Genomic DNA, 24148 nt, shown 5'->3' with positions numbered 1-24148 from the left:
GGCCTGACCGGCGCGGCGATCGGCGCGGCGGCCACGGGCCGGGCCGGCGGCGCGCTCGCGGGCGGCCTGATCGGCGCCGCCGGCGGCGCCGTGGTCGGCGCGGCCACCGCCCCGCAATGCCCCTACGGCACCTACCGCGACCCCTACGGCAACGTCTACTGCCGCTGATCGGCGTCGCGTGACGGCCCCGGCGGCGCGTCCGCCGGGGTTCCCGCTCGACCGCGATGGTCCGCCGGGTGCGCTTCCACATTCCGCGGGAGCGCCCGGGGCGTTACAAGGGCGTCATGACGCGCCCCCCGGTCCCCACATCGCCGCCCCTCCCCCGCCCGCCGCATTGCCGGAGGCGGGCGTGACCCAGGGCGTGTGGGGCAAGCTCGGCGGCGCCGGCATCGGGCTCGCCGCCGGCGGTCCGCTCGGCGCGCTGCTCGGCGCCGTCGCCGGCCATTTCCTCCTCGACCGCGAGGGCTCGCTGTTCGGGCCCACCCCGCGAGAGGTGGTGTTCACCACCGGGCTCGTCGCGCTCGCCGCCAAGATGGCGAAATCGGACGGGGTGGTGACGCCCTCCGAGGTGGCGGCCTTCGCCGACATCGTGCAGGTGCCCGAGAACGAGCGCGCCGGCGTCGAGCGTCTGTTCGACCTCGCCAAGCGCACCACCAGCGGCTTCGAGGGCTATGCCCGGCAGGTCGCCGAGGCTTTTCGCGATGAGCCAGCCCTGCTCGAAGACGTGCTCGACGGCCTGTTCCACATCGCCAAGGCCGACGGCGCGATCCACGAGAGCGAGGCGCGCTACCTCGCCGCGGTGGCGGAGATCTTCGGCTTCGACGAGGCGCGCTTCGCCGGCATCACCGCCCGCCACGTCCGCGTCGCCGACGATCCCTACGAGGTGCTGGGCGTCGCCCGCTCGCTCTCCGAAACCGAGCTGAAGGCGCGCTACCGGGCGCTGGTCTCCGAGAACCATCCCGACCGGGTCATCGCCCGCGGCCTGCCGCCCGCCGCGGTCGCCATCGCGACCCGGCGCCTCGCCGCCATCAATGCCGCCTATGACCGCATCGCCGCTGAGCGGCGCCTGAGCTGATCCCGAGAGTCTCACGACCCATGAGCCTGACCCCCGACAGCCCGGTCGCCACCCAGGTGGTGCCGTCCCCCAATCACGAGGACCGGACCCTGCCGGTCGATGCGCTGATCCTGCACTATACCGGCATGGCGAGCGCCGCCGAGGCGCTGCTGCGGCTGACGAACCCGCTGTCCAAGGTCTCGGCGCACTACCTCGTCTTCGAGGAGGGCCGGGTGGTGCAGATGGTGCCGGAGGCCCGCCGCGCCTGGCATGCCGGATTGTCGGCCTGGGAGGGCGTGCGCGACATGAACTCACGCTCGATCGGGATCGAGATCGTCCATCCCGGCCATGCCGAGGACGGCACGCTCGCGCCCTACCCGGACGCGCAGATGGCGTCCGTGACGGCGCTCTGCCGCGACCTCCTCGCGCGCTGGCCGATCCGGCCCGACCGGGTGCTCGCCCACTCCGACATCGCGCCCGAGCGCAAGATCGACCCGGGCGAGAGCTTCCCGTGGGGCGCCCTCCACCGGGACGGCATCGGCCACTGGGTGAAGCCGGCGGCGATCCGCGACGGGCGCTTCTTCGCCGAGGGCGATGCCGGCCAGCCGATCGAGGCGCTGCAATCGATGTTCGCGCTCTACGGCTACGACGTCCCGGTGAGCGGCACCTTCGACGCCCGGACGAAGGCCGTGGTGACGGCGTTCCAGCGCCATTTCCGGCCCGAGCGGGTCGACGGGGTGGCGGATGCCTCGACCATCACGACGCTGCGCGACCTGCTCGCCGGCAAGCCCGCGTAACCGACAAAAAGGGGGCGCCGGGCGCCCCCTTTTCCCTTAGCCGTGGCTGCCGAGTCGCTCGCGCGGCGCCTCGGCCTCAGGCGGAATCGCGGCCGGGGCCGTGCCGCGGGTGCGCCACAGGCTGTAGACGACGCCGCCGGCCAGCAGGACCACGGTCACCACCAGAGCGACCCAGGGCTGGATCTCGACCAGCCCGAACGTATCCGCCACCACGATCTTCAGGCCGATGAAGATCAGGATCAGCGCGAGCGCCGTCTTCAGGTAGGCGAAGCGGTCGACCATCGCCGCGAGCGCAAAGTAGAGCGCACGCAAGCCGAGGATCGCGAAGATGTTCGAGGTGTAGACCACGTAGGTGTCGGTGGTGATGGCGAAGATCGCCGGCACGCTGTCGACCGCGAAGATCACGTCGGCGCCGTTCACCAGCACCAGGGCCAGGGCGAGCGGGGTGAGCCACAGCACCGGCTTGCCGGTCTTCGGGTCGGGCCGGCGGGTGGTGAAGTTCTGGCCGTCGAGCTCGTCCGTCACCCGCATGTGCTTGCGCATGAAGGCGGTGAAACGGTCGGCGGACTTGTTCTCGCCCTCCTCCTCGTCGCCGGAGACCAGCATCTTGATGCCGGCATAGATCAGGAAGGCGGCGAAGATCGTCAGCACCCACTCGGCCTGGTGCACGAGGGCGGCGCCGAGGCCGATCATCAGGCCGCGCAGCACGATGGCCGCCAGGATGCCCCACAGCAGCACCCGATGCTGCGCGTTACGGGGAATGCCGAGATAGCCGAAGATCACCGCGATGACGAAGACGTTGTCCATCGACAGCGACTTCTCGACGATGAGGCCGGCCAGGTATTCCTGGCCCGCCTGCGGGCCGATATACCACCAGACCCAGCCGCCGAAGAGGAGCCCGAGGGTGAGGTAGAAGGCGGTGAGGAGCAGGCTCTCCTTCACGCCGATCTCGCGGCTCTTGTCGCGGTGCAGGAGTCCGAGATCGAGGGCGAGCAGGATGAAGATGACGGCGTGGAAGCCGAGCCACATCCAGACCGGCTTGCCGAGCCACGACATATACAAGAAATCGACCATCGCGGGACCGTGATGCTTCGAGGGAGAAAGCATCGGCTCCGACATCACGAGCGCGCGTTGCGCCACTCGCCAGAGGGGCCCGCAGCCGATGTAAGCGACTTATGGTTCGGATGGCGGCGGATCAAGGGCCGCCGGACCGCACGGCCACGCTCTTATTTTCGCAGACGCACCGCGGCGGCCGGTTGACAGGGCCTCTCCAGTGACCGCCTTGGGGCCCGCATGACGAAGCCGAGCGCACATGTGGCGGTGATCGGGGCCGGGCCCGCCGGCCTCGCCGCCGCCGAGATCCTGGCGGCGGCCGGCCTGCGGGTGACCGTGATCGAGCGGATGCCCTCGCCGGCCCGCAAGCTGCTGATCGCCGGACGCGGCGGCCTCAACCTCACCCACAGCGAGCCGCTGGAGCGCTTCCTCGCCCGCTACGCCCCGGCGGAGCGACGCCTCGACGCGGCGATCCGGGACTTCTCGCCGCAGGCCCTGCGGGACTGGTGCGAGGGGCTCGGGCAGCCGACCTTCGTCGGGTCGAGCGGCCGAGTGTTTCCGCACGCCTTCAAGGCCTCGCCGCTGCTGCGGGCCTGGCTCGCCCGGCTCGACGGGCTCGGCGTCACGCTGCGCACCCGCACCCGCTGGACCGGCTGGGACGCTCAAGGAGCGCCGACGCTCGCCGGCGAGGGCGGGCAGGAGACCCTGCGGGCCGACGCGACGGTGCTGGCGCTCGGCGGGGCGAGCTGGCCGCGGCTCGGCTCCGACGGGAGCTGGGTGCCGGTGCTCGAGGCCGACGGCATCCCCGTGCAAGTCCTGCGCCCGGCCAATGCGGGCTTCACCGCCTCCTGGTCGCCGGTCTTCGCCGAGCGCTTCGCCGGTGCACCGCTCAAGCGGATCGCGCTGCACCTCGGGCCCGAGACGGTGCGCGGCGAGGCGGTGATCACCCGCGACGGGATCGAGGGCGGCGCGGTCTACGCCCTGTCGCGGCCGATCCGCGAGGCGATCGAGGCCCGGGGCGAAGCCCTGATGCATCTCGACCTGCGGCCGGATCTCGACGCGGCGGCGCTCGCCCGTCGCCTCGCGGGCGCCCGGCCGAAGGAATCGCGCGCGACGGTGCTGCGCAAGGCCGCGGGCTTGAGCCCGCCGGCGGCCGGCCTGCTGCGCGAGGCGTCACGCGACCTGCCGACGGAGCCCGCCGCGCTCGCGGGCCTGATCAAGGCGGTGCCGCTGCGCCTCACCGGCCTGCAGCCGATCGAGCGGGCGATCTCGACTGCCGGCGGCGTCGCCTTCGCGGCCCTCGACGAGCGGTTCATGCTGCGGGCCCGGCCCGGCACGTTCCTGGCCGGCGAGATGCTGGACTGGGAGGCGCCGACCGGCGGCTACCTGCTCCAGGCGAGCTTCGCCAGCGGCCGGGCGGCGGCGGCGGGGTTGCTGGGGTGGCTCGCGGAGCGGTGAGGAGCCAGCGCACCCGCCTCGATCTCTCCGATGGTCATCCCGCCTCGGTCGGCGGTCATCGGACCCTCAGGATCATCCCGGGGCCGCGCAAGCGGAGCCCGGGATGCGCAACTGCAGGAGGTTCAGGACGAAGCGGAACGCCGCCCACCTTCCTCGTCGAGGCCTGCACTTCTGGATTCGGGGCTCTCGTCCGCGGCGAGCCCCGGGCTGACGCGGAGGGTGTCAGACCCTCGCGCCTTGGCACCGACGCCCGTTCGGGCTTGCCTTGCGCCTCCGAACGGATCCGTTCGGAGGCATTGCGGTCTTGAGTCCGGTTGCTTGAACAGGTCGGTCAGAGCTTCGCGCAGAACCCGACCATGCCGGAACTGTCCGGCGGGCAGAGCGCCACGGCCTGACCGCTCTCCCGGCGGGTGAAGTTCGGATTGCCGCCGCGCAGGCAATAGGCCGACACGAAGGTCTCGCCGTCGTCGCAGGCGAGCTCGCAATGCGGCGCGCTGCAGCCGTCGGTGCGCAGCATCCGGAACGGCAGGGCGGTGCTCGCCGTCGCGGCGGCGCCCGCCGAGCCGGCCGGGCCCTGCGGCCCGGCGGGACCTGCCTCACCTTTGGGACCAGCGTCGCCTTTGGGACCCGCCTCGCCGCGGGCGCCCGCGGCACCCGGCTCACCCTTCGGGCCCGCATCCCCCTTCGGGCCCGGCTCGCCCTTTTGACCGGTCTCACCCTTGGGACCGGTCTCACCCTTGGGACCGGCCTCACCCTTGGGACCGGCCGGCCCGGCGAGGCCGGCGACGCCCTGCGGCCCGGTCGGGCCCGGCTCGCCCTTGGCGCCCGGGGCACCGGTGGCGCCGCAATTGGCGATCGCGATCTCGCGCGAGGCCTCGCCGGCCTTGAGCGTCGCGACGCAGTTCTGCGGCACGTAGGGCACCTTCAGGGTGAAGCGCCCGCGCTTGTCCGAGGTGACCGGGATGTCGTCGTCGAGGGTGACGACGACACCGGCCTTGCCGACGCTGCCCGACACGGTGAGGTCGCCGGCTTCGATCCGGGCATCCCAGACTGTGATTGGCGATTGCGCCGGGGTGGCGGCGCGCCCGCCCGCCGGCGCCTGCTGTGGCTGCGCGAGACCCGGGCTGGACGCGACGGCGCAAGCGGACAGGGCCGCGGACAGGATCAACGCGGCGCGGAATGGACGCATCGTATAGCCCCAAGGCATGATGGACGGCCCGCGCGCGGTGTTTAGATGGCGGGCGGCGCACCTTGCGGTGCTGTCAAGCTGCGGTCAACTGCGCAGACGCCCGCCGGGAAGACCTGTCAGGCCTCGTCGTCGAGCACGCCCTCGAGGGCGTAGTGGCGCACCGTGTGGCGGTTGGCGATCAGCTCGTCGACGCTCGGCTCGCCCTTCAGCGCCCGGGCGATGGCGAGCTTCGTCGCCTCGTAGTTGGTGCGGTACAGGTCCTTGCGGTCGAGGTTGGGATCCTCGGGGCAGCGCGGGTCGAGCCAGATCATGATGATCATGCACAGCTCGTCGAGCCCGTCGCGGGGCAGGATGCCCTCGATGATGCAGTCGACGATGGCGTCGCCGGTCGCGGCCTGGACCACGCCACCGAGCAGCTCGACGTATTCGGCGGTATGGATCGTCGCCTTGGTGGTCATCATCGTGGCCGGGCGCACCAGCTGGTTGAGGTCGCGCACCACGAACATTCTCGTATGGCCCTGGACCTGGCCCATCATCGACGCGAAGGCCTGGCCGACCGGCCCGCGCACCGAGCCGATCAGAACCTCGGGCATCGCGTCGGTGTACTGGCCCTCGGCCGCCAGCACCGTGGCCTCGCCGGTGCGGAAGATGATCTCGCTCATGGTCCGATTCCCTCGATTCGCGTCCCGGCGCGGGTCGACCACGGCGGCGGCCGCACCGTCAACGGCGACGACCCCATCGACCTGCCCGGAAATTGGTCTATAGGGCCGATGTCTCGGGGATGTGCGCCCGGGCAAGAGTTGATGCGGACGGATGAGCGATCGCGATTGGACCCTGCGGGTGGTTCCGACCGAGGCGGGCGTGCGGCTCGAACTGGACCTTGCCGACCTCGGCGGCGCCCCGGTCACGGCGGCGATCGCCCTCGACCGGGCCGAGGCGCGCCGTTTCGCCCGGGCGATGCTGGCGGCCGCCGGCGACGCGGCCGAGCGCACCTTCCCGCACCCGCCCGTCGCGGGCGAGGAGTGAGGGTCAACCCCGCGGCGGCTCCCGCCGGGCGATCCGCGCGGCGAACCAGTCGGCCAGGATGTCGCGCTCGTAAGCGAGGCTCGATGACCCGCCCGGCCGGGCGCGGAGCAGGAAATTGATGTCCGTCACCGTCTCCTCCGCCGCGAGGACCACGCGGCCGCGCTCCGCGAGGGCGTAGCGCAGGCGGATCCGCGGCGGCGTGGCATCGGAGACGAGGCGCGGGGCGGTGGGACCGGCCCCGGGCAGGTCGATGCCCGCGAGGTCGATGTCGAGCACGTCGAGGGTCAGGCTCTGACCCGGCCGGAGCGTCCGCCCGGCAAGATCGCGAAAGATCCGCTCCAACCCGCCGATCGTGGTCCGCAGGGTCGGTCCGGAGCCGGTGCGGCTCTCCGCATCGGTGTAGCGTTCGGGCGCGACGAAGCGGAGGGTGAGCGGCGCCTCCGCGGGCGCGGCTTGCGCCCCGGCGGCGGGGGCAAGGCCGAGAGACAGGCAGGCTGCCAGGACGCTCCGCACGGCTTCCCCTCCCCTCAGGGCGCGGTGCCGCGCCGCCGGTCCAACGCGACGGGGCGGCGGGGGGTTCAGCCGCGACGGGTCAGTACCGGCCCGGCAGGCGCGGCACCTTGGTGCCGGGCTTCTCGATCGGCTCGGCGCAGGAATAGACGAACTCGGTCTGAAGGTCGGTGAACACCGTCTCGCCGACGATGGTGCAGGTCTCCCGCGCCGTCTCACGCAGGTAGGTCGCGGCGGCCTCCGAGAAGCGGCGCCGGCGGGTCAGCGCCGGGTCCTTGCCGTCGAGGCCGCAACCGGTGAATTCCCGCAGGCCGTTCGAGACGATCAGGACCTTGCGCTCCCGGCGCTGGTCGTAGACCTCGTAAGGGTCGTTGCAGCCGATCGTGACCACCTGCGGGGGCAGGCCGACATAGGTCTTCGAGATGTAGGAGAATTCGGTGCAGCCGGCCGCCGCCGCGACGGCCCCCGCCACGGCGACGAGGGCGAGCCTCCCTGGTCCTGTCCGCATCCCCGATCCTTCCCGCCCGATCCTGTCGGCGCCCTTGAGCCCAAGCTTTGAGCCGGGGCGGGTGCGGTGGTCAAGCCTAAGGCCGGTGTTGGGATCCATATCCTCCACGGGCTTCGTGACCAATGGGCGACCGAGGCCCCGCCCTTTCCCGGACGACTGAAACGAAGTGGAAGGAGATCCGGGATCCAGCACAAAAAGTCGCAAAGCGTCTCTATGTCTACACCGGCGCAGCGTGCAGAGCCGCTTCGCGGCACTTCCTCTGCTGGATCCCGGATCTCCTTCCGCTGACGCTGCAGTCGTCCGGGAAAGGGGCGGCTCACGGCAAATTTTGAGCGGAGCAGGAAGACTTACATCTCAGGCGGCCCATCATGACGACGGGCCGCCCCCGGAGGCAAGCGCGTCCTACTCCGCCGCCACCCGATACCGCGCCGTATCGTAGTTCAGCACCGGCCCGAGCCAGCGCTCGACCTCGGCCACGTCCATCCCCTTGCGGATGGCGTAATCCTCGACCTGGTCGCGCTCCACCTTGGCGACGCCGAAGTAATGCGCGTCCGGGTGGGCGAGGTAGAGGCCCGAGACCGAGGAGCCCGGCCACATCGCGTAGGACTCGGTGAGCTTGACGCCGATGCGCGGCTCGGCCTGGAGCAGCGAGAACAGGGTCGTCTTCTCGGTGTGGTCGGGCTGGGCCGGGTAGCCCGGGGCCGGGCGGATGCCGGCATAGGGCTCGGTGACCAGCTCGGCCGGGGTGTAGGTTTCGTCCGATGCGTAGGCCCAGAACTCCCGCCGCACCCGCTCGTGCATCCGCTCGGCGAAGGCCTCGGCGATGCGGTCGGCGAGCGCCTTGACCAGGATCGAGCGGTAATCGTCGTTCTGGCGCTCGAACCGCTCGGCGATCCGCACCTCCTCGAGGCCGGCCGTGACCACGAAGCCGCCGACATAGTCCGGTACTCCGCTCTCGACGGGGGCGACGAAGTCCGACAGGCAGGTATTCGGCCGGCCGTCGCGCTTCGAGAGCTGCTGGCGCAGGCCGTGGAAGGTCGCGAGCGTGTCGGTCCGGCTCTCCCCGGTGAACAGCCGGATGTCGTCGCCGACCGCGTTGGCCGGCCAGAAGCCGATCACCGCCTTCGGGTTGAACCAGCGCTCCTCGACGATCTGGCGCAGCATCGCCTGCGCGTCCTCGAACAGGGCGCGGGCGGCCGGTCCCTGCTCGGGGTCGTCGAGGATCGCCGGATAGCGGCCCTTGAACTCGTAGGTCTGCAGGAACGGCGTCCAGTCGATGTAGGGGACGAGCTCGGCGACCTCGTAGCTGCGGAAGACCCGGGTGCCGGTGAAGGTCGGCTTGACCGGCTTGTACGCCGACCAATCGACCTTGAAGGCGTTGGCGCGGGCCTTCGCCAGGGCTAAGCGCTGCTTGTCGGCCTCCGAGCGGGCATGGGCCTCGGCGACGCGCTTGTATTCGGCGCGCACGCTCTCGATCGTCGGCCCCTTGGTGTCGGGCGAGAGCAGGTTCGAGACCACACCGACGGCGCGGCTGGCATCGGTGACGTAGACCGCCTGGCCCTTGGCGTAGGCCGGGTGGATCTTCACCGCGGTGTGGACCCGGCTCGTCGTCGCCCCGCCGATGAGGAGGGGCACGTCGAAGCCCTCGCGCTCCATCTCGGCCGCGACGTGGACCATCTCGTCGAGGGAGGGCGTGATGAGACCCGAGAGGCCGACGATGTCGACGTTCTCACGCCGCGCCGTGTCCAGGATCTTGGCTGCCGGCACCATCACGCCGAGATCGATGATCTCGTAGTTGTTGCAGGCGAGCACGACGCCGACGATGTTCTTGCCGATGTCGTGGACGTCGCCCTTCACGGTCGCCATCAGCACCTTGCCGGCGGCCTGCCGCCCGCCGACGCCGCCATTGGCGGCTTTCTCCTCCTCCATGAACGGCATCAGGTAGGCCACCGCCTGCTTCATCACGCGGGCCGACTTCACCACCTGCGGCAGGAACATCTTGCCGGCGCCGAACAGGTCGCCGACCACGTTCATGCCGGCCATCAGCGGCCCCTCAATGACGTGGAGCGGGCGCTCGGCCTTGGCGCGGGCCTCCTCGGTATCGGCCTCGATGTATTCGGTGATGCCGTTGACGAGCGCGTGCTCCAGGCGCTTCTCGACCGGGGCCTCGCGCCAGGCGAGGTCGGCGGTCTTGTCGCGCGCCTGCCCGCCGCCTTCCTTGAAGCGGGCGGCGGCATCGAGCAGGCGCTCGGTCGAGTCCTTGCGGCGGTTGAGGACCACGTCCTCGCACAGCTCGCGCAGCTCCGCCGGCAGCTCGTCGTAGACCGCGAGCTGGCTGGCATTCACGATGCCCATATCCATGCCGACCTTGATCGCATGGTACAGGAACACCGCGTGCATCGCCTCGCGCACCGGCTCGTTGCCGCGGAAGGCGAAGGACAGGTTCGAGATGCCGCCCGAGATATGGGCGTGGGGCAGGGTCTCGCGGATGATCCGCGCCGCCTCGATGAAGGCGACGCCGTAGCCGTCATGCTCCTCGATGCCGGTCGCCACCGCGAAGACGTTGGGATCGAAGATGATGTCCTCGGGCGGGAAGCCGACCTGCTCGGTCAGGACCGTGTAGGCGCGGGTGCAGATCGCGACCTTGCGCTCGAGCGAATCGGCCTGGCCCTGCTCGTCGAAGGCCATCACCACCACGGCGGCGCCGTAGGAGCGGCAGATCTTCGCTTCCGCAATGAACTTCTCCTCGCCCTCCTTGAGCGAGATCGAGTTCACGATCGCCTTGCCCTGCACGCATTTCAGGCCGGCCTCGATGACCGGGAACTTCGACGAGTCGATCATCACCGGCACGCGGGCGATGTCGGGCTCGGCGGCGACGAGGTTGAGGAACTCGACCATCGCCTTCTGCGAATCGAGCAGGCCCTCGTCCATGTTGACGTCGATCACCTGGGCGCCGGCCGCGACCTGATCGCGGGCCACATCCAGGGCGGCGGCATAGTCGCCGTTGGTGATGAGCTTGCGGAAGCGCGCCGAGCCGGTGACGTTGGTGCGCTCGCCCACGTTCACGAACGGGATCTCGGGCGTCAGGGTGAAGGGCTCGAGACCCGACAGCCGCATCAGCGGCTTGACGGTCGGCACCCGGCGCGGCGTCTTGCCGGCGACGGCGCCGGCGATGGCCCGGATGTGGTCCGGCGTGGTGCCGCAGCAGCCGCCGACCATGTTGACGAGGCCGCTCTCGGCGAACTCGCCGACGAGCTTGGCCATCGCCTCCGGGCTCTCGTCGTAGAGACCGAACTCGTTCGGCAGGCCGGCATTCGGATAGGCGCAGACCAGCGTGTCGCAGGTGCGCGACAGCTCGTCGATATGGGCGCGCATCTCGCGGGCGCCGAGCGCACAGTTGAGCCCGAAGGTCAGCGGGTCGGCGTGGCGCAGCGAGTGCCAGAAGGCGGTGGGGGTCTGGCCCGACAGGGTGCGGCCCGAGAGGTCGGTGATGGTGCCCGAGATCATGATCGGCAGGAGGGTGCCGGTCTCCTCGAAGACCTGCCAGGACGCCGCCACCGCCGCCTTGGCGTTCAGCGTGTCGAAGACCGTCTCGATCAGGATCAGCTCGGCGCCGCCGGCGATCAGGCCGCGCACCTGCTCGGCATAGGCCTCGCGGACCTGGTCGAAGGTCACGGCCCGGTAGCCGGGATTGTTGACGTCGGGCGAGATCGACAGGGTGCGGTTCGTGGGGCCGATGGCGCCGGCGACGAAGCGGCGGCGCCCGTCCTGCTTCTCGGCGAGGATCGCCGCCTCGCGGGCGAGCCGCGCGCCTTGCGCGTTCAGCTCGTGGATCACCGATTCCATGCCGTAATCGGCCTGGGCGATCGTGGTGCCCGAGAAGGTGTTGGTCTCGACGACGTCGGCGCCGGCCAGGAAATAGTCGAGGTGGATCTGCCGGATCGCGTCGGGCTGACTGAGGATCAGGAGGTCGTTGTTGCCCTTCTGGTCATGGGCGTGATCGCGGAAGCGCTCGCTGCGGAAATCGGCCTCGGTCAGGCCGAGGCGCTGGATCACCGTGCCCATCGCCCCGTCGAGGACGAGGATTTTCTCCGCCGCGCGCCGGCGCAGGGCGGTCAGGATGTCGGCACCGTCGGCGGGGCGGAAATCGGTCATCGGGGTGAGGTTCCGGAGAGGTCTGCGGCGCGGTGCCGCGAATGGAAGAACGGGCCGCGGTCGAGCGGCCCGTTGTCATGGAGCGGAAGGAGAGTCAGCCCCGGGTTTCGAGTTGGGCCAAGCGTCGCTCGATGGCGTCGGGGCGCCCTTCAACCTCGGCCGCGGCGTAGCGGCCGCGAACCGATTCGCCGTTGACGGCTTCACGCAGATTGTCGAAGCGCCGCTCGAGCTTGTCGAGACGTGTATCGATCGCCGCGAACCCGACCCGGGTGTCCTCCCGGGAGGCGGCAATGTCGGCCCGAATCTCGCGGAGAGGCGGAGCGATCATGTCCTGCGGTTCAGTTACGGAAGACTCTCCTGGAGCGAGGTTGATTTACGCCGCCGCCTTCTCCGCCGCCGCCGGCGCCGCGCGCAAGCCCAGCAGGTGGCAGATCGCGTAGACGAGGTCGGCGCGGTTCATGGTGTAGAAGTGGAAATCGGTGACGCCGCGGTCAACGAGGTCCAGCACCTGCTCGGCGGCGACCGCCGCGGCCACCAGCTTGCGGGTGGCGACGTCGTCCTCCAGCCCCTCGAAGCGGGCGGCGAGCCAGTCCGGCACCGAGGCGCCGGTGCGACGGGCGAAGTTCGCGGCCTGCTTGAAGTTCTGCACCGGCAGGATGCCCGGGATGATCGGAATGTTGATCCCCCGCGACTGCACCCGGTCGAGGTAGCGGAAGAACAGGTCGTTGTCGAAGAAGAACTGGCTGATGGCGCGGTCGGCGCCGCAATCGACCTTGGCCTTCAGCGCGTCGAGATCCTGGTCGAGGGAGCCGGCCTCCGGGTGGCGCTCCGGATAGGCCGAGACCGAGACCTCGAAGTCGCCGATGCGCTTGATGCCGGCGACGAGGTCGCAGGAGCGCTCGTAGCCGCCCGGATGCGCCGTATAGGCGGTGCCGACGCCCTCCGCCGGATCGCCGCGCAGGGCCACGATGTGGCGCACGCCGGCCTCGTGATAGGACCGCACCACGTCGTCGACCTCGGCCTTGGTGGCGGCCACGCAGGTGAGGTGGGCGGCGGGCTTCAGGTCGGTCTCGCGCACCAGGCGCGACACGGTGTTGTGGGTGCGCTCGCGGGTCGAGCCGCCGGCGCCGTAGGTCACCGAGACGAAGCTGGGGCCGAGCGGCGCCAGGCGCTCGATCGACGACCACAGGGTCGCCTCCATCTCGGGGGTCTTCGGGGGGAAGAACTCGAACGAGACGCGGATCGGGCGGCGGCTCTCGCGGCTGGGGCGGAAGGCGGTGGGGTACATCGGCGGCCTCGGCGAAAGGATAAAGTCGGATCTCAGGCGACGGCGCGGTCGGGCACACCCGACGCCGCTTCAGGATGATGGGCGAGCCAGAGCGTGACGGTGAGCTGGTGCTCCACGCCGCCGGACGGGGCGAGGTCGCGCAGCCGCACGTCGGTCAGCCCGGCCTCGGCGAGCCAGCCCGCGACCTGCTCGGGGGCGAAGCCGAGACGGCGATGCGCCTCGTCCGCGCGCAGGAATTCCAGGCTGTGAGGGGCGAAATCGACGACGAGGAGCCGGCCGCCGGGGGCGACGAGGCGCGCGGCCTCGCGCAGGGCCCGGGCCGGATCGTCGAGGTAGTGGAGCACCTGGTGGATCAGCACGAGGTCGAAGCTCGCCCGGCCGAAAGGCGGCGCGTGGATGTCGCCCTGGCGCAGATCGATCCGGGTCAGGCCCTGGCGCTCGAGGTTGGCGCGGGCGACCGACAGCATCGCGTGGTTGGCATCCAGCCCCGTCGCCCGGGCGGCCCGCGGCGCCAGCAGCCCGAGCATCCGCCCGGTGCCGGTGCCGAGATCGACGAGGCTGCCGATCGGGCCCGCCCCGAGCGCGTCGAGCACCGCCGCCTCGACGGTGGCCTCCGGCACATGGAGCGAGCGCACCCGGTCCCATTGCGGCGCCAGCCGCGCGAAGAAGCTCTGCGCGGCATCGGCACGCTGCGCCCGCACCGCCTGGAGGCGGGCCCGGTCCTCGGAGAGCGGCGGCGCCGCCGCGTCGAGGGCGGCGATGAGCGGGGCCACCAGCCCGGACACGCCCTCGCGCAGGCGGAAGAACGCCCAGGCGCCCTCGCGGTGGCGCACCACCAGCCCGGCCTCGACCAGGAGCTTGAGGTGGCGCGAGATCCGCGGCTGCGACTGGCCCAGGATGTCGGTGAGGTCGGAGACCGACAATTCGCCCTCGCCGAGCAGCACCAGGATGCGCAGGCGCGTCTCCTCCGCGGCGGCCCGCAGCACGCTCAGGGCGTCGGCGAAGGGAATGGCGGCGGTCATACCGTGGGGCTCCTCGCCTCCAATGCGAAACATAAAGATATCTTTATGTGAAGAATGCGTAGGGCGCAAGCGGCGTTTCGCGGGTGGGCTCGTGGCGTGAAGGTATGGATCGATCGCGACGGCGCTGGCAGCGTCACCGCTGAGCTGACCGGACAGAAAGAGACGTGGGCTTCCCCTCTCCCCGCGGGCGGGGAGAGGACTGCGGACCCCTCGTCGGGTCCGCAGTGAGCGCAGGCGAAGCCGGAGCGAGGGTGAGGGGGTCTCTGAGGATGAGGCTCTTCCGGCACCCCCCCCCTCACCCTCGCGTCGATCCCTATAGGATCGATGCGCGGGCTCGCTGCGTCCCCTGAACGGTGACACAGCCCTCTCCCCGCCCGCGGGGAGAGGAGAACCCGTGCCCCTTCTTTTCCCCGCAGCCCCGCGTTGACCGACCCCTCCCCGCTCCGGTATGTTCCCGCTTCGTTCGGGCCCCTTTGCCCGCCCAGGAGCGTCCCGCTGCCATGGCGCAGGCCACCTCCCCCGGCTCATCCGGCAAGACATCCTCTGGCAGAACGCTGTTCTTCTTCGAGAAGCCCTCGGCGATGCGCCAGGTGCAGCGGTTCTTCCGTTCCACCAGCACGGTCTGCGTCGCCGCGGAAGGCCACCTGCTGGAGGTGGCCGAGCCCGGGGAGATCCGGCCGGACTGGAAGCCCTGGCGCTTCGACGCGCTGCCGATCGCGATGGAGCGGCTGCCGGTCGCCCCCGGGCACGGCCGCTCGGGCCAGTCGCACGCGCCGAAGCTCGCGGCGATCCGCCAGGCGCTCCATGGCGTCGAGCGGGTGATCATCGCGACCGATCCGGGCCGCGAGGGCTCGATGATCGCCTGGGAGGTGCTGGAGCATCTCGGCTGGCGCGGACGGGTCGACCGGTTGCGGCTCGGCGCGCTCGACGAGGTCTCGATCCGCAGGGCCTTCGGGCTCCTGGCGAAGGAGGACGATTCCGGCGAGCGCGACTACGCCGCCTATCTCGAGGCCCTGTGCCGGCAATACGAGGATTGGCATCTCGGCCTCAACGGCACCCGGGCGGTGTCGCTGCGCCTGCGCCCGCCGGCCTTCCGCGAGCCCTGGCGCTTCGGCGGCGTGCAGACGCCGACGCTGGCGATCCTCGCCGATCTCGAGGAGCGCATCCGCACCTTCGTGCCGCGCGACTTCTACAAGATCGCCCTGCCGGTGACGACCGAGAGCGGCGCGCGCCTGACGCTCTGGCACGCGCCGAAGGAGAAGATCTTCGCGATCGAGGACGCCGAGACGATCCGCGACGCGGCGGCGGGCTGGGCCGGCCCGCTCGCGGTGGTGCAGAAGGACGTGCGCCGGACGCCGCCGAAGCTCTTCTCCAAGGACACCCTGGCGCGAGCCTGCGCCAAGCGCTTCGGCTGGGATCCGCAGGTCACCGCGCGCCATGCTCAGGCGCTCTACGACAAGGGATACCTGACCTATCCCCGCACCGAATCGGTGCACCTGCCGGAATCGCAGGCCAAGGACGCCGGCGCGGTGATCGCCGCGATCGCGACCGCCGACAAGGACATCGCCGCCCACGCGCCCGACACGCCGCAGATCCGTCGTGGGCCGAAGGGTCATTACGTCAAGGATCCGGGCGAGCACCACGCCATCGTCCCCCTGCGCAAGGTGCCGGGCCCGGGCGACGTGGCGCCCGAGGCCCTGCGGCTGTGGCTGCTGGTCGCCAAGAACTTTCTCGCCGCCCACATGGCCGACGGGATCGACGCCCGCACCACGGTCACGGCCGAGGTCGCGACGACGCTCGGCCGCAAGCGCTTCGCGATCACCGGCAGCGTCGTGAAGGCGCCGGGCTGGCGCGCCCTCTACGGCACCGAGGCCGACGAGGACGAGGTCGTGCCCGGCAAGGCCAAGGCCGACGACGAGCCGACCACCGGCCGCCTGCCGCCGGTCCGCGACGGCGAGGCCAGCACCGGCGGCGAGCCGACGATCGAGACCGCCCGGACCGAGCCGCCGCGGCGCATCACCCGGGGCGAATTGCCGGTGGTGATGGGCCGGCTGATCGACCAGGTCGAGGATCCGGCCCTGAAGCGGGCGCTGGAGAACCCCGCCAACCCGACCGAGCCGAAGGGCCTCGGCACCGCCGCCACCCGCGACGCGGTGCTGCCGAAGCTGATCAAGAGCCATTACATCACGCTCCTGAAGGGCAAGGACCCGGCCATCACCGTGACCGAGGTCGGCCTGGCCTTCGTCGCCGCGGTGCGCCGGGTGTTCCCGGCCTATGGCGACCCGGTCGGGCGGGCGGTGTTCGAATCGGAACTGGCCGAGATCGGCCGGGCGACGACCAAGGCCGAGGCGATGCGCCGGGCCGAGGCGTTTCGCCAGCGCACCCGCGACCGGGTCGAGGCGCTGATCGGCGCGGTGTCGGGCGCCGATCGCCTGGAGGTGGATGCCGAGGCGCCCGCCCGTGGCGGCGGCCGCGCGCCGACCGCCGCGATGGTGTCGTTCGCCAAGTCGCTCGCCGCCCGCAAGGGCATCCCCCTCCCCCCGGAGGCGACGCGCGAGGTCGGGGCCTGCCGGGTCTTCCTCAACACCCATGCGGGCCCGAAGCTCGCCCCGGCCGGCGAGGGCGGCACCCGCCCGCCGACCCCGGCAATGCTGCGCTTCGCCGCCTCGCTTGCCCGCGAGAAGCGGATCGAGGCGCTGCCGCCCGAGGTCGAGACCGACTTCGCCGCCTGCCGGGCCTTCCTCGACGCCCATGCAGGGGGCGACGGCAAGGCGGGAGACGGCAAGACGGGCAAGGCCGCGCCCGCCCGCGAAGCCCCGGCGAAGAAGACCCGCCGCCCTCGTGCCGCTGCGGGCCCGGCCCGCGCCCCGCGCCGACGCCGGGCCGCCGGCGGGGCGTGACGCGGGCGCCGGCCAACAATCGCCCGCGCGCCCGCACGAGACGGCTGGACAGGCGATCCGAGCGTCTCTATACCGCCGCTCAACGCCGCTGCCCCAGGCAGCCGGCGGGCCCGGGTAGCTCAGTTGGTAGAGCATGCGACTGAAAATCGCAGTGTCGGCGGTTCGACTCCGTCCCCGGGCACCATTTCCTTATCTCGCGTAAGGGTGGTGCCGTCCTCGGATGAGGACGATCTCTGGCGCTTGGACCGTCGCCTCGCGCGGCCGGTGCGCCCGGGTAGCTCAGTTGGTAGAGCATGCGACTGAAAATCGCAGTGTCGGCGGTTCGACTCCGTCCCCGGGCACCATTTCCTTTTACAAGATAGGCCTGCGGCGTCATCGGCTAGTCTGACGTCGATTACGTCATTACGAAGATCGACTGACGATCGGCGAATCTTGACGGCGTTCCCACTCTCCCAGCCGCGATCTCAGGATGAGGGTAAGGGCGGGAGGAACAGGCTTTCGACGATGCTTCTGCAGGGGCCGATCGCCCCCTCAGTGATGCCCACCACCCCCATGCTGCATCGGCACATCCCGCTGCGGCCCCGGCTGCAGCGGCACGCCCTTCTGCAACGGCATCTTCACCCCGCCCTCGACCGGCGCCATCATGTTGTAGTTCATGTGGTGCATGATCCACACCGAGCCGCCGAACAGCAGGAAGACGATCAGCACGCCGAAGGCCAGCGCCATGATGTTGTTGGTGTTGTCCGGCCCGCTGGTCAGGTGGAGGAAGAAGACGAGGTGCACGCCCATCTGGGCGATGGCGAAGGTGAGGAGCGCGACCGGGATCGCCGGCGCCCACATCACCCGCGTCTGCGCGACCCAGAACGAGGCGGCGGTCAGCAGCAGCGCGAGCGCCAGCCCGATCAGGTAGCTGCGCAACCCCGTGCCGAATCCCTCGTGGCCGTATTCGTCGCCGGGGGCGACGTCGGCATGGGCCCGGTCGTTGCGGGCGGGGTCGTTGCGGGCGGGGTCGTGGGCGTCGGCGTGGCTCATGCGGCGGACCCCATCAGGTAGACGACCGTGAAGACGGCGACCCAGACGATGTCGAGGGCGTGCCAGAACAGCGCGAAGCACATCACCCGGCGCAGGATGTCGGGCCGGAAGCCCTTGGTGAGGACCTGCGCCATCATGGTGAGCAGCCAGAGCAGCCCGATCGTAACGTGCAGGCCGTGGCAGCCGACGACGGTGAAGAAGGCCGACAGGAAGGCGCTGCGGGTCGGGCCGGCATCGCGGGCGACGAGGTCCACGAACTCGCGCAGTTCGAGCGCCAGGAAGCCGGCGCCGAGCAGGAAGGTCACCGCCATCGCGGCCTGGAAGACCAGGGCGCGGCGGGCATCGAGAGCCAGCGTGGCGACGCCGCAGGCGAAGCTCGACAACAGCAGCAGGACCGTCTCGATCGCCACGTTGGTGTAGTCGAACAGCTCCGCCGGGCCGGGCCCGTCGGCGGTGCCGCCGCGCAACACCGCGTAGGCCGCGAAGAACGCGGCGAACATCACGATGTCGCTGAGAAGGAAGATCCAGAAGCCGTAGGCGACGACGATGCGCTTCGGCGACGGACCGCCGATGCCGCGCCCGGTGGCGTGGCTGTCGCCCTCCCCTCGCGCGTGGTGGCCGAGATGGTTGGGGTCGCGCCGGATCGGCACGACACCCGGCAAGGATCCTGGAATGGCGGCCGAGTCGCTCATGCGGCCTCCTTGCGGCGGGCCTGCTGCAAGGCTTCCAGGCGGCTCGCCCGGTTGAGGCGGTTGATGCGGGCGACGGCCTCGGCCGGGATCTCGTACTCGACCCGGTCGCGCCAGGCGAAGACCACGAAGGTGGCGAAGGCACCCGCCAAGCCCAGCGCCGCGAGCCACAAGATGTACCAGATCATCGCGAAGCCCACGAGGGTGGCGAAGAAGGCGCAGACGATTCCGGTCGGGCTGTTGAGTGGCATCTCGACCGGCTCGTAATCCGGCTCCTCGCGCAGGCGGGCCTGCTCGCGGGCGCGCTGCTTGATCGCCCAGTAGGCTTCCTCACCCTCGACATGCGGCATGACCGCGAAGTTGAACGAGGGCGGCGGCGAGGCGGTGGCCCATTCGAGGGAGCGGCCGTCCCAGGGATCGCCGGTCACGTCGCGCAACTGGTCGCGGCGGCGGATGCTGACGACGAGCTGCACCACCTGGCAGACCACGCCGACGATCATCACGATGACGCCGAGGCTCGCCGCCACGACCCAGGGATACCATTCGGCGACGGAGAAATGCTGCAGCCGCCGCGTCATGCCGAGCAGGCCGACGACGTAGAGCGGCGTGAACACCCAGACGTAGCCGACGAGCGAGAACCAGAACGCCCGCTTGCCCCAAACCTCGTCGAGGGTGAAGCCGAAGGCCTTCGGGAACCAGTAGGTGTAGCCGGCGAAGGCTGCGAAGATGACCGCGCTGACGATGACGTTGTGGAAATGCGCGACGAGGAACATCGAGTTGTGCAGCACGAAGTCGGCCGGCGGGATCGCCAGCAGCACGCCGGTGGCGCCGCCGACCACGAAGGTGACGAGGAAGGCGACCGACCACAGCATCGGCGTGGTGAAGCGCACCCGGCCGCCATACATCGTGAACATCCAGTCGAAGATCTTCACGCCCGTCGGCACCGCGATGACCATCGAGGTGATGCCGAACACGCCGTTGACGTCGCCGCCCGGCCCCATGGTGAAGAAATGGTGCAGCCAGACGGTGAAGGAGAGCAGGCAGATCGCCAGCGTCGCCCACACCATCGAGCGGTAGGCGAAGAGCGGTTTTCCCGAGAAGGTCGAGATGACCTCCGAGAACACGCCGTAGGCCGGCAGCGCCAGGATGTAGACCTCCGGATGGCCCCAGCACCAGAACAGGTTCATGAACAGCATCGAGTTGCCGCCGGCCTCGTCGGTGAAGAAGTGGAAGCCGAGGTAGCGGTCGAGGGTCAGCATCGCGAGGGTCGCGGTCAGGATCGGGAAGGCCGCGACGATGAGCAGGTTGGAGGCGAGCGCGGTCCAGCAGAACATCGGCATGCGCAGGTAGCTCATCCCCGGCGCCCGCATCTTGAGGATGGTGGTGACGAGGTTGACGCCGGACATCAGCGTGCCGACGCCCGAGATCTGGATCGCCCAGAGATAGTAATCGACGCCCACCCCGGGCGAGTAGGTCGTCTCCGACAGCGGCGGCGACGGCCACCAGCCGGTACGGGCGAACTCGCCCACCACCAGCGAGACGTTGACGAGGAGCGCGCCGCTTGCCGTGAGCCAGAAGCTGACCGAGTTGAGGGTCGGGAAGGCGACATCGCGCACGCCGAGCTGAAGCGGCACGACGAAGTTCATCAGCCCGATCATGAACGGCATCGCGCCGAAGAAGATCATGATCGTGCCGTGGGCGGAGAAGATCTGGTCGTAGTGTTCCGGTGGCAGGTAGCCTGGGGCGTTGTAGGCCAACGCCTGGTGCGAGCGCATCAGGACGGCGTCGGAGAAGCCGCGGATCAGCATGACGAGCCCGAGGAGGACGTACATCACGCCGATGCGCTTGTGGTCGACGGATGTGATCCACTCGCGCCACAGGTACGGCAGCCAGCCGGCGACTGCGACCCAGGCGATGACGCCCAGCAGAACGAGGCCCACCAGGGCCGCGGCGACGAGCGGGATCGGCTGGTCGAAGGGAATGGCCGACCAGGTCAGCTTGCCGAGCATGCTCACGAGCCCCCCTTGGGTTTGACGTTCGGCGGGGCACCGTTGTCGCCCTCCCGGCCCGGGCCGGGGCCCTTCGGGATGGTCTGGTCGACGATGCGGCGAAACAGGTCGGGCTCGACGCTGCCATAGGTGACGGGCACGTCGGCGACGCTCTGCTTGGCGAGTTCGCCGTAGGACGCGGTATCGAGCGGCGGACCGACCTTGGCGCGCTGGATCCAGTCGGCGAAGGCGCCGTCCGGCACGATCCGGGCCGGGAACAGCATGTGGGGGAAGCCGTCGCCGCTGAAATGCGTCGAGAGGCCGTACAGATTCGCCTCCTGATCGCCGATCAAGTTGAGCTGCGAGGTCATCCCCCGCATCGTGTAGATCATGCTGCCGAGCCGCGGCACGAAGAACGAGTTCCAGACGCTGCTCGAGGTCAGGATGAACTGGACCGGGGTGTTGACCGGCACGACGAGCTCATTGACCGAGGCGACCTGTTGCTCGGGGTAGATGAACAGCCACTTCCAGTCGAGCGACACCACCTGCACCCGCAAGGGCGGCTTGTCGGACTCGCGCGGCACGGCCGGATCGAGCTGGTGCGCGCCGATCCAGGCGATACCGCCCAGGAACACGATGGTGAGGAACGGCACCGACCAGACGACCAGCTCGATCTTGCCCGAGAAGGCCCAGTCCGGCCGGTAGACCGCCTTGAGATTCGAGGCCCGGAACCACCAGGCGAAGACCAAGGTGAGGATCATCGTCGGCACGATGATCGCCAGCATGATGATCGAGGCGACGATCAGGATATTCGCCTCGTCGGCGGCGACCGGGCCCTTGGCGTTGAGCAGGCTCATCTGGCAGCCGGAGAGGGTCAGACCGGCGGCGGTCGCGGCGGCGAGGCGGGGCGCCGCGGCGAAGACTGGTCCCCATCGGCATGGCGGCCGGGCCGCATTCCCCGTCATCGGGAGGACGCAGGGCGAGCGGCGGGACACGTCACGCGACAAGACTTGCCGACATCTCCGTGAGGCTGGCTGCGTCGCATACGGCCCTCCGGCGCGCCCGACCGATCAAATGACAGTCGATCGGGTTTTCACGCCCCCGTTGTGCCGTCGAACAAACCCGCCCTGCACTGACTCATGTTAAACAGGTGCGGATTACAGGCGAAGACATCGGGTCTTTCATCAGAGACATACTCACATGCCGTACGTTCACCTATGTGGTTGCGCCGATGCCGGACAATCCGTCCTGTTTGAGCGGCCGGCGCGGCCGCGCCATCGTGAAGGCGAGGCCGATCCCGGTGGTGACACCCGCAAGGGCATCGCCCGGTTGATGCGGCAGGCGGGTCTCGTCGTGGCGTGCATCGCCGCGGCAGGCAGGTGACGACACGGCCCGATCAGGAGGCCCGACCAACTCCGGACCTGGTCGACCGCAGCTTTGCGGCCGATGAATCCTACGGGCTCTAGGTCGCGGACATCCCCTACGTCCCGACGAGTGCCGGGTTCCTCGATCTGGCCGCCGTGCTTGACGCGTTCAGCCGCTGGATCGTTGGCTGGTCGATGCCCGATCATCTACGCACTGACACCGCCGCGCCTTCGAACGAACTCGTTCGAAGGCACAAGGCAAGCCCGAACGGGCGTCGGCGTTGATGCGCCGGACGCCGCGCGCAGCCGCTCCGGTTCGGGCAGCCCAGCGACCCGCGCCGCCGCGTGCCCCTCGAATGCGATGATGACGTCGTAGATCTCGCGCAGATCCTCCGGCGCGATGGCGCAGATCAGGATGCCGCACCGTGGCAGCACCCGCACCAGCCCATCCTCCTGCAGCCGGATCGCCGCTCCGTGCACGGGCGTGCGACTCATGCCGTGCCGCAGGGCAATCTCCTGCTCGGAAGCCTGGTAGCCGGGAGCGAAATCCGAGGTCCGGATCGCCAGCTTCATGACCGCGTAGGCATCGTCGACCAGCGAAGGACGCCGCTCGCCGTCGTCGGTCCGTGCCGGCTTCGCGCCCGCCATCTCTCGGACCCTAACCCGTCGCTCCCGCCTGGCTTAACATCTTCCATGCAAGCTGCAACGCAATAGTTGACGGGCCTTTTTCGAGATGGCATACGACATTTGAGCTTGCATGGAAGTTGGCACGAAAGCTGACGCGTGGTGCGGGCGATCTTACAGGAGGAAACGATGGACCGCTCGCTCGAGCAGGCCACCATGCGCCGCGTCGCATGGCGCCTGGTCCCCTTCATCTGTCTGCTCTACTTCATCGCCTTCATCGATCGCGTGAATATCGGCTTCGCCGCCCTAACGATGAACAAGGACCTCGGCTTTTCATCGGCCGTCTTCGGCTTCGGTGCCGGCGTGTTCTTCTTCGGTTACTTCCTGTTCGAGGTGCCCTCGAACATCATCCTCGACAAGGTCGGCGCACGCCTGTGGATCGCCCGGGTGATGATCACCTGGGGCATCATCTCGGGCGCCTTCGCCTTCGTGAAGGGCGAGCATAGCTTTTACACCCTGCGCTTCCTGCTCGGCGCGGCGGAGGCCGGCTTCTTCCCCGGCATCATCCTCTACCTGAGCTACTGGTTCCCCGCCCGCTACCGCGCCGGCGTCGTCTCGCTGTTCATGGCCGCAGCCCCGATCTCGGTGGTGCTCGGCTCGCCGATCTCGAGCGCGCTGCTCGGGATGGACGGCATCCTCGGCCTGCACGGCTGGCAGTGGATGTTCCTCGTCGAGGCGGCGCCGGCCGTCGTGCTCGGCGTCGTCGTGCTGTTCTACATGACCGACCGGCCCGAGAAGGCGAAATGGCTCTCGGACGAGCAGCGCGCCTGGCTCGTGGCGGAAATGAACGCGGAGCGGGCCGCCAAGCAGACGGCGGCCAAACACAGCATCATGGCGGGCCTCGCCGACATCCGCGTCATCGCGCTCGCCCTGATCTATTTCGGCACGTCGGCCGGGCTCTACACCCTCGGCATCTGGGCGCCGCAGATCATCAAGAGCTTCGGCCTCTCCACCATGGCGGTCGGCTTCCTCAACGGCGTGCCGCCCACCCTCGCGGTCGTCGCGATGATCCTGTGGTCGCGCCACTCGGACAAGACCGGCGAGCGCACCTGGCACGTCGTCATCGCCTGCCTCGTCGCATCGCTCGGTCTGCTGCTCGCTGGCGGCGCCGCTTCGGTCGTCGCGGTGATCGCCGCGCTCAGCCTCGTCAATATCGGCATCAGCGCGGCCAAGCCGCCGCTCTGGGCGATGCCGACGATGTTCCTCTCGGGCCAGGCCGCGGCGGTGGGAATCGCCACGATCAACTCGATCGGCAATCTCGGCGGCTTCGTCGGTCCCTGGGCGATCGGCTGGATCAAGGACCGGACCGGCAGCTTCACCGGTGGGCTGATCTTCGTCGCCGGGCTACTCGTCCTCTCCGCCGTCGTGACCCTGATCGTCGCCCGCGCCGGGCGGCGCGACGGGACGGCCGACGCCGTCGCGCACTGATCC

21 protein-coding genes and 2 tRNA genes are annotated in these 24148 nt (G+C 70.0%); 9 read left to right on the top strand and 14 right to left on the bottom strand.

The genetic code is table 11. The features are described from left to right. The first annotated feature begins 349 nt into the window (after positions 1-349). Together FF100_RS10315 and FF100_RS10310 are read left to right on the top strand one after the other, a co-directional pair. The gene (locus FF100_RS10315; protein ID WP_139035605.1) at positions 350-1075 is read left to right on the top strand and encodes a TerB family tellurite resistance protein; all 726 of its coding nucleotides are present in this window, start codon (positions 350-352) and stop codon (positions 1073-1075) included. Positions 1076-1095: 20 nt separating this feature from the next. Then, entirely contained in the window at positions 1096-1851 is a 756-nt protein-coding gene (locus FF100_RS10310) for an N-acetylmuramoyl-L-alanine amidase (RefSeq protein ID WP_139035604.1), read from the top strand. Positions 1852-1887: 36 nt separating this feature from the next. Here FF100_RS10310 and FF100_RS10305 read toward each other — a convergent pair whose 3' ends face one another. Then, a complete protein-coding gene (locus tag FF100_RS10305; RefSeq protein WP_139035603.1) occupies positions 1888-2925 on the bottom strand; it encodes a TerC family protein in 1038 nt (345 codons plus the stop codon). 219 nt (positions 2926-3144) lie between these two features. Here FF100_RS10305 and FF100_RS10300 point away from each other — a divergent pair, with 219 nt between their 5' ends. Beyond that, positions 3145-4362, top strand: coding sequence for a TIGR03862 family flavoprotein (locus tag FF100_RS10300; RefSeq protein WP_139035602.1), 1218 nt, complete (start codon positions 3145-3147; stop codon positions 4360-4362). 331 nt (positions 4363-4693) lie between these two features. Here the strand turns inward: FF100_RS10300 and FF100_RS10295 are convergent, their stop codons facing one another. Next, positions 4694-5551 carry a collagen-like protein gene (locus FF100_RS10295; protein ID WP_139035601.1) on the bottom strand — a complete coding sequence of 286 codons (858 nt, stop codon included), beginning with the start codon at positions 5549-5551 and terminating at the stop codon, positions 4694-4696. A 116-nt stretch (positions 5552-5667) separates the two neighbouring features. After that, positions 5668-6213, bottom strand: a complete 546-nt coding sequence (locus FF100_RS10290; RefSeq protein WP_139035600.1) for a formaldehyde-activating enzyme — start codon at positions 6211-6213, stop codon at positions 5668-5670. A gap of 151 nt (positions 6214-6364) precedes the next feature. On the opposite strand from FF100_RS10290, the gene FF100_RS10285 reads away from it, so the two are divergent. Beyond that, positions 6365-6577, top strand: coding sequence for a hypothetical protein (locus FF100_RS10285; RefSeq protein WP_139035599.1), 213 nt, complete (start codon positions 6365-6367; stop codon positions 6575-6577). Between the two features lie 3 nt (positions 6578-6580). Here FF100_RS10285 and FF100_RS10280 read toward each other — a convergent pair whose 3' ends face one another. From FF100_RS10280 to FF100_RS10255, 6 genes are all read right to left on the bottom strand, one after another. Next, complete coding sequence (locus tag FF100_RS10280) at positions 6581-7090, bottom strand: DUF3016 domain-containing protein (RefSeq protein WP_246102002.1); 510 nt, start codon at positions 7088-7090, stop codon at positions 6581-6583. 79 nt (positions 7091-7169) lie between these two features. Continuing rightward, on the bottom strand, positions 7170-7595 hold the full coding sequence (locus tag FF100_RS10275) for a hypothetical protein (protein WP_139035598.1): 426 nt from the start codon (positions 7593-7595) through the stop codon (positions 7170-7172). Positions 7596-7997: 402 nt separating this feature from the next. Then, complete coding sequence (gene metH / locus FF100_RS10270) at positions 7998-11750, bottom strand: methionine synthase (protein ID WP_139035597.1); 3753 nt, start codon at positions 11748-11750, stop codon at positions 7998-8000. 94 nt (positions 11751-11844) lie between these two features. After that, positions 11845-12078 carry a hypothetical protein gene (locus tag FF100_RS10265; RefSeq protein WP_139035596.1) on the bottom strand — a complete coding sequence of 78 codons (234 nt, stop codon included), beginning with the start codon at positions 12076-12078 and terminating at the stop codon, positions 11845-11847. A gap of 45 nt (positions 12079-12123) precedes the next feature. Continuing rightward, positions 12124-13038 carry a methylenetetrahydrofolate reductase [NAD(P)H] gene (gene metF / locus FF100_RS10260; RefSeq protein ID WP_139035595.1) on the bottom strand — a complete coding sequence of 305 codons (915 nt, stop codon included), beginning with the start codon at positions 13036-13038 and terminating at the stop codon, positions 12124-12126. Positions 13039-13070: 32 nt separating this feature from the next. Beyond that, a complete protein-coding gene (locus FF100_RS10255) occupies positions 13071-14060 on the bottom strand; it encodes an ArsR/SmtB family transcription factor (protein ID WP_139035594.1) in 990 nt (329 codons plus the stop codon). A gap of 500 nt (positions 14061-14560) precedes the next feature. Between FF100_RS10255 and FF100_RS10250 the strand changes: the two genes are divergently transcribed. The 3 genes from FF100_RS10250 (at position 14561) to FF100_RS10240 (ending at position 17304) form a co-directional block, all read left to right on the top strand. Next, positions 14561-16960 (top strand): type IA DNA topoisomerase, encoded by a 2400-nt coding sequence (locus tag FF100_RS10250; RefSeq protein ID WP_171070112.1) that lies wholly within the window; start codon positions 14561-14563, stop codon positions 16958-16960. 108 nt (positions 16961-17068) lie between these two features. Then, positions 17069-17144 (top strand) — tRNA-Phe (locus tag FF100_RS10245). Positions 17145-17228: 84 nt separating this feature from the next. Beyond that, positions 17229-17304: transfer RNA gene (locus FF100_RS10240), tRNA-Phe, on the top strand. A 187-nt stretch (positions 17305-17491) separates the two neighbouring features. Here the strand turns inward: FF100_RS10240 and cyoD are convergent. From cyoD to cyoA, 4 genes are read right to left on the bottom strand one after another with little or no spacing between them, the layout of a single operon-like run. Further along, entirely contained in the window at positions 17492-17992 is a 501-nt protein-coding gene (gene cyoD, locus FF100_RS10235) for a cytochrome o ubiquinol oxidase subunit IV (RefSeq protein WP_139035593.1), read from the bottom strand. Then, positions 17989-18684, bottom strand: coding sequence for a cytochrome (ubi)quinol oxidase subunit III (locus FF100_RS10230; RefSeq protein ID WP_139035592.1), 696 nt, complete (start codon positions 18682-18684; stop codon positions 17989-17991). The genes cyoD and FF100_RS10230 overlap by 4 nt, the downstream gene beginning before the upstream one ends. Further along, on the bottom strand, positions 18681-20690 hold the full coding sequence (locus FF100_RS10225; protein WP_139035658.1) for a cbb3-type cytochrome c oxidase subunit I: 2010 nt from the start codon (positions 20688-20690) through the stop codon (positions 18681-18683). The genes FF100_RS10230 and FF100_RS10225 overlap by 4 nt, the downstream gene beginning before the upstream one ends. A 2-nt stretch (positions 20691-20692) precedes the next feature. Further along, the gene (gene cyoA / locus FF100_RS10220) at positions 20693-21634 is read right to left on the bottom strand and encodes a ubiquinol oxidase subunit II (protein ID WP_139035591.1); all 942 of its coding nucleotides are present in this window, start codon (positions 21632-21634) and stop codon (positions 20693-20695) included. A gap of 235 nt (positions 21635-21869) precedes the next feature. On the opposite strand from cyoA, the gene FF100_RS38610 reads away from it, so the two are divergent. Next, a complete protein-coding gene (locus FF100_RS38610; protein WP_139035590.1) occupies positions 21870-22052 on the top strand; it encodes a hypothetical protein in 183 nt (60 codons plus the stop codon). A gap of 188 nt (positions 22053-22240) precedes the next feature. Here FF100_RS38610 and FF100_RS10210 read toward each other — a convergent pair whose 3' ends face one another. Further along, the gene (locus FF100_RS10210) at positions 22241-22681 is read right to left on the bottom strand and encodes a GntR family transcriptional regulator (protein ID WP_139035589.1); all 441 of its coding nucleotides are present in this window, start codon (positions 22679-22681) and stop codon (positions 22241-22243) included. Between the two features lie 165 nt (positions 22682-22846). Between FF100_RS10210 and FF100_RS10205 the strand changes: the two genes are divergently transcribed. After that, the gene (locus tag FF100_RS10205) at positions 22847-24145 is read left to right on the top strand and encodes an MFS transporter (RefSeq protein WP_139035657.1); all 1299 of its coding nucleotides are present in this window, start codon (positions 22847-22849) and stop codon (positions 24143-24145) included. Positions 24146-24148 lie beyond the last annotated feature (3 nt).

Source organism: Methylobacterium terricola (genome assembly GCF_006151805.1).
Taxonomy (GTDB): domain Bacteria; phylum Pseudomonadota; class Alphaproteobacteria; order Rhizobiales; family Beijerinckiaceae; genus Methylobacterium; species Methylobacterium terricola.
This window is presented reverse-complemented; position numbering and strand designations above follow the sequence as displayed.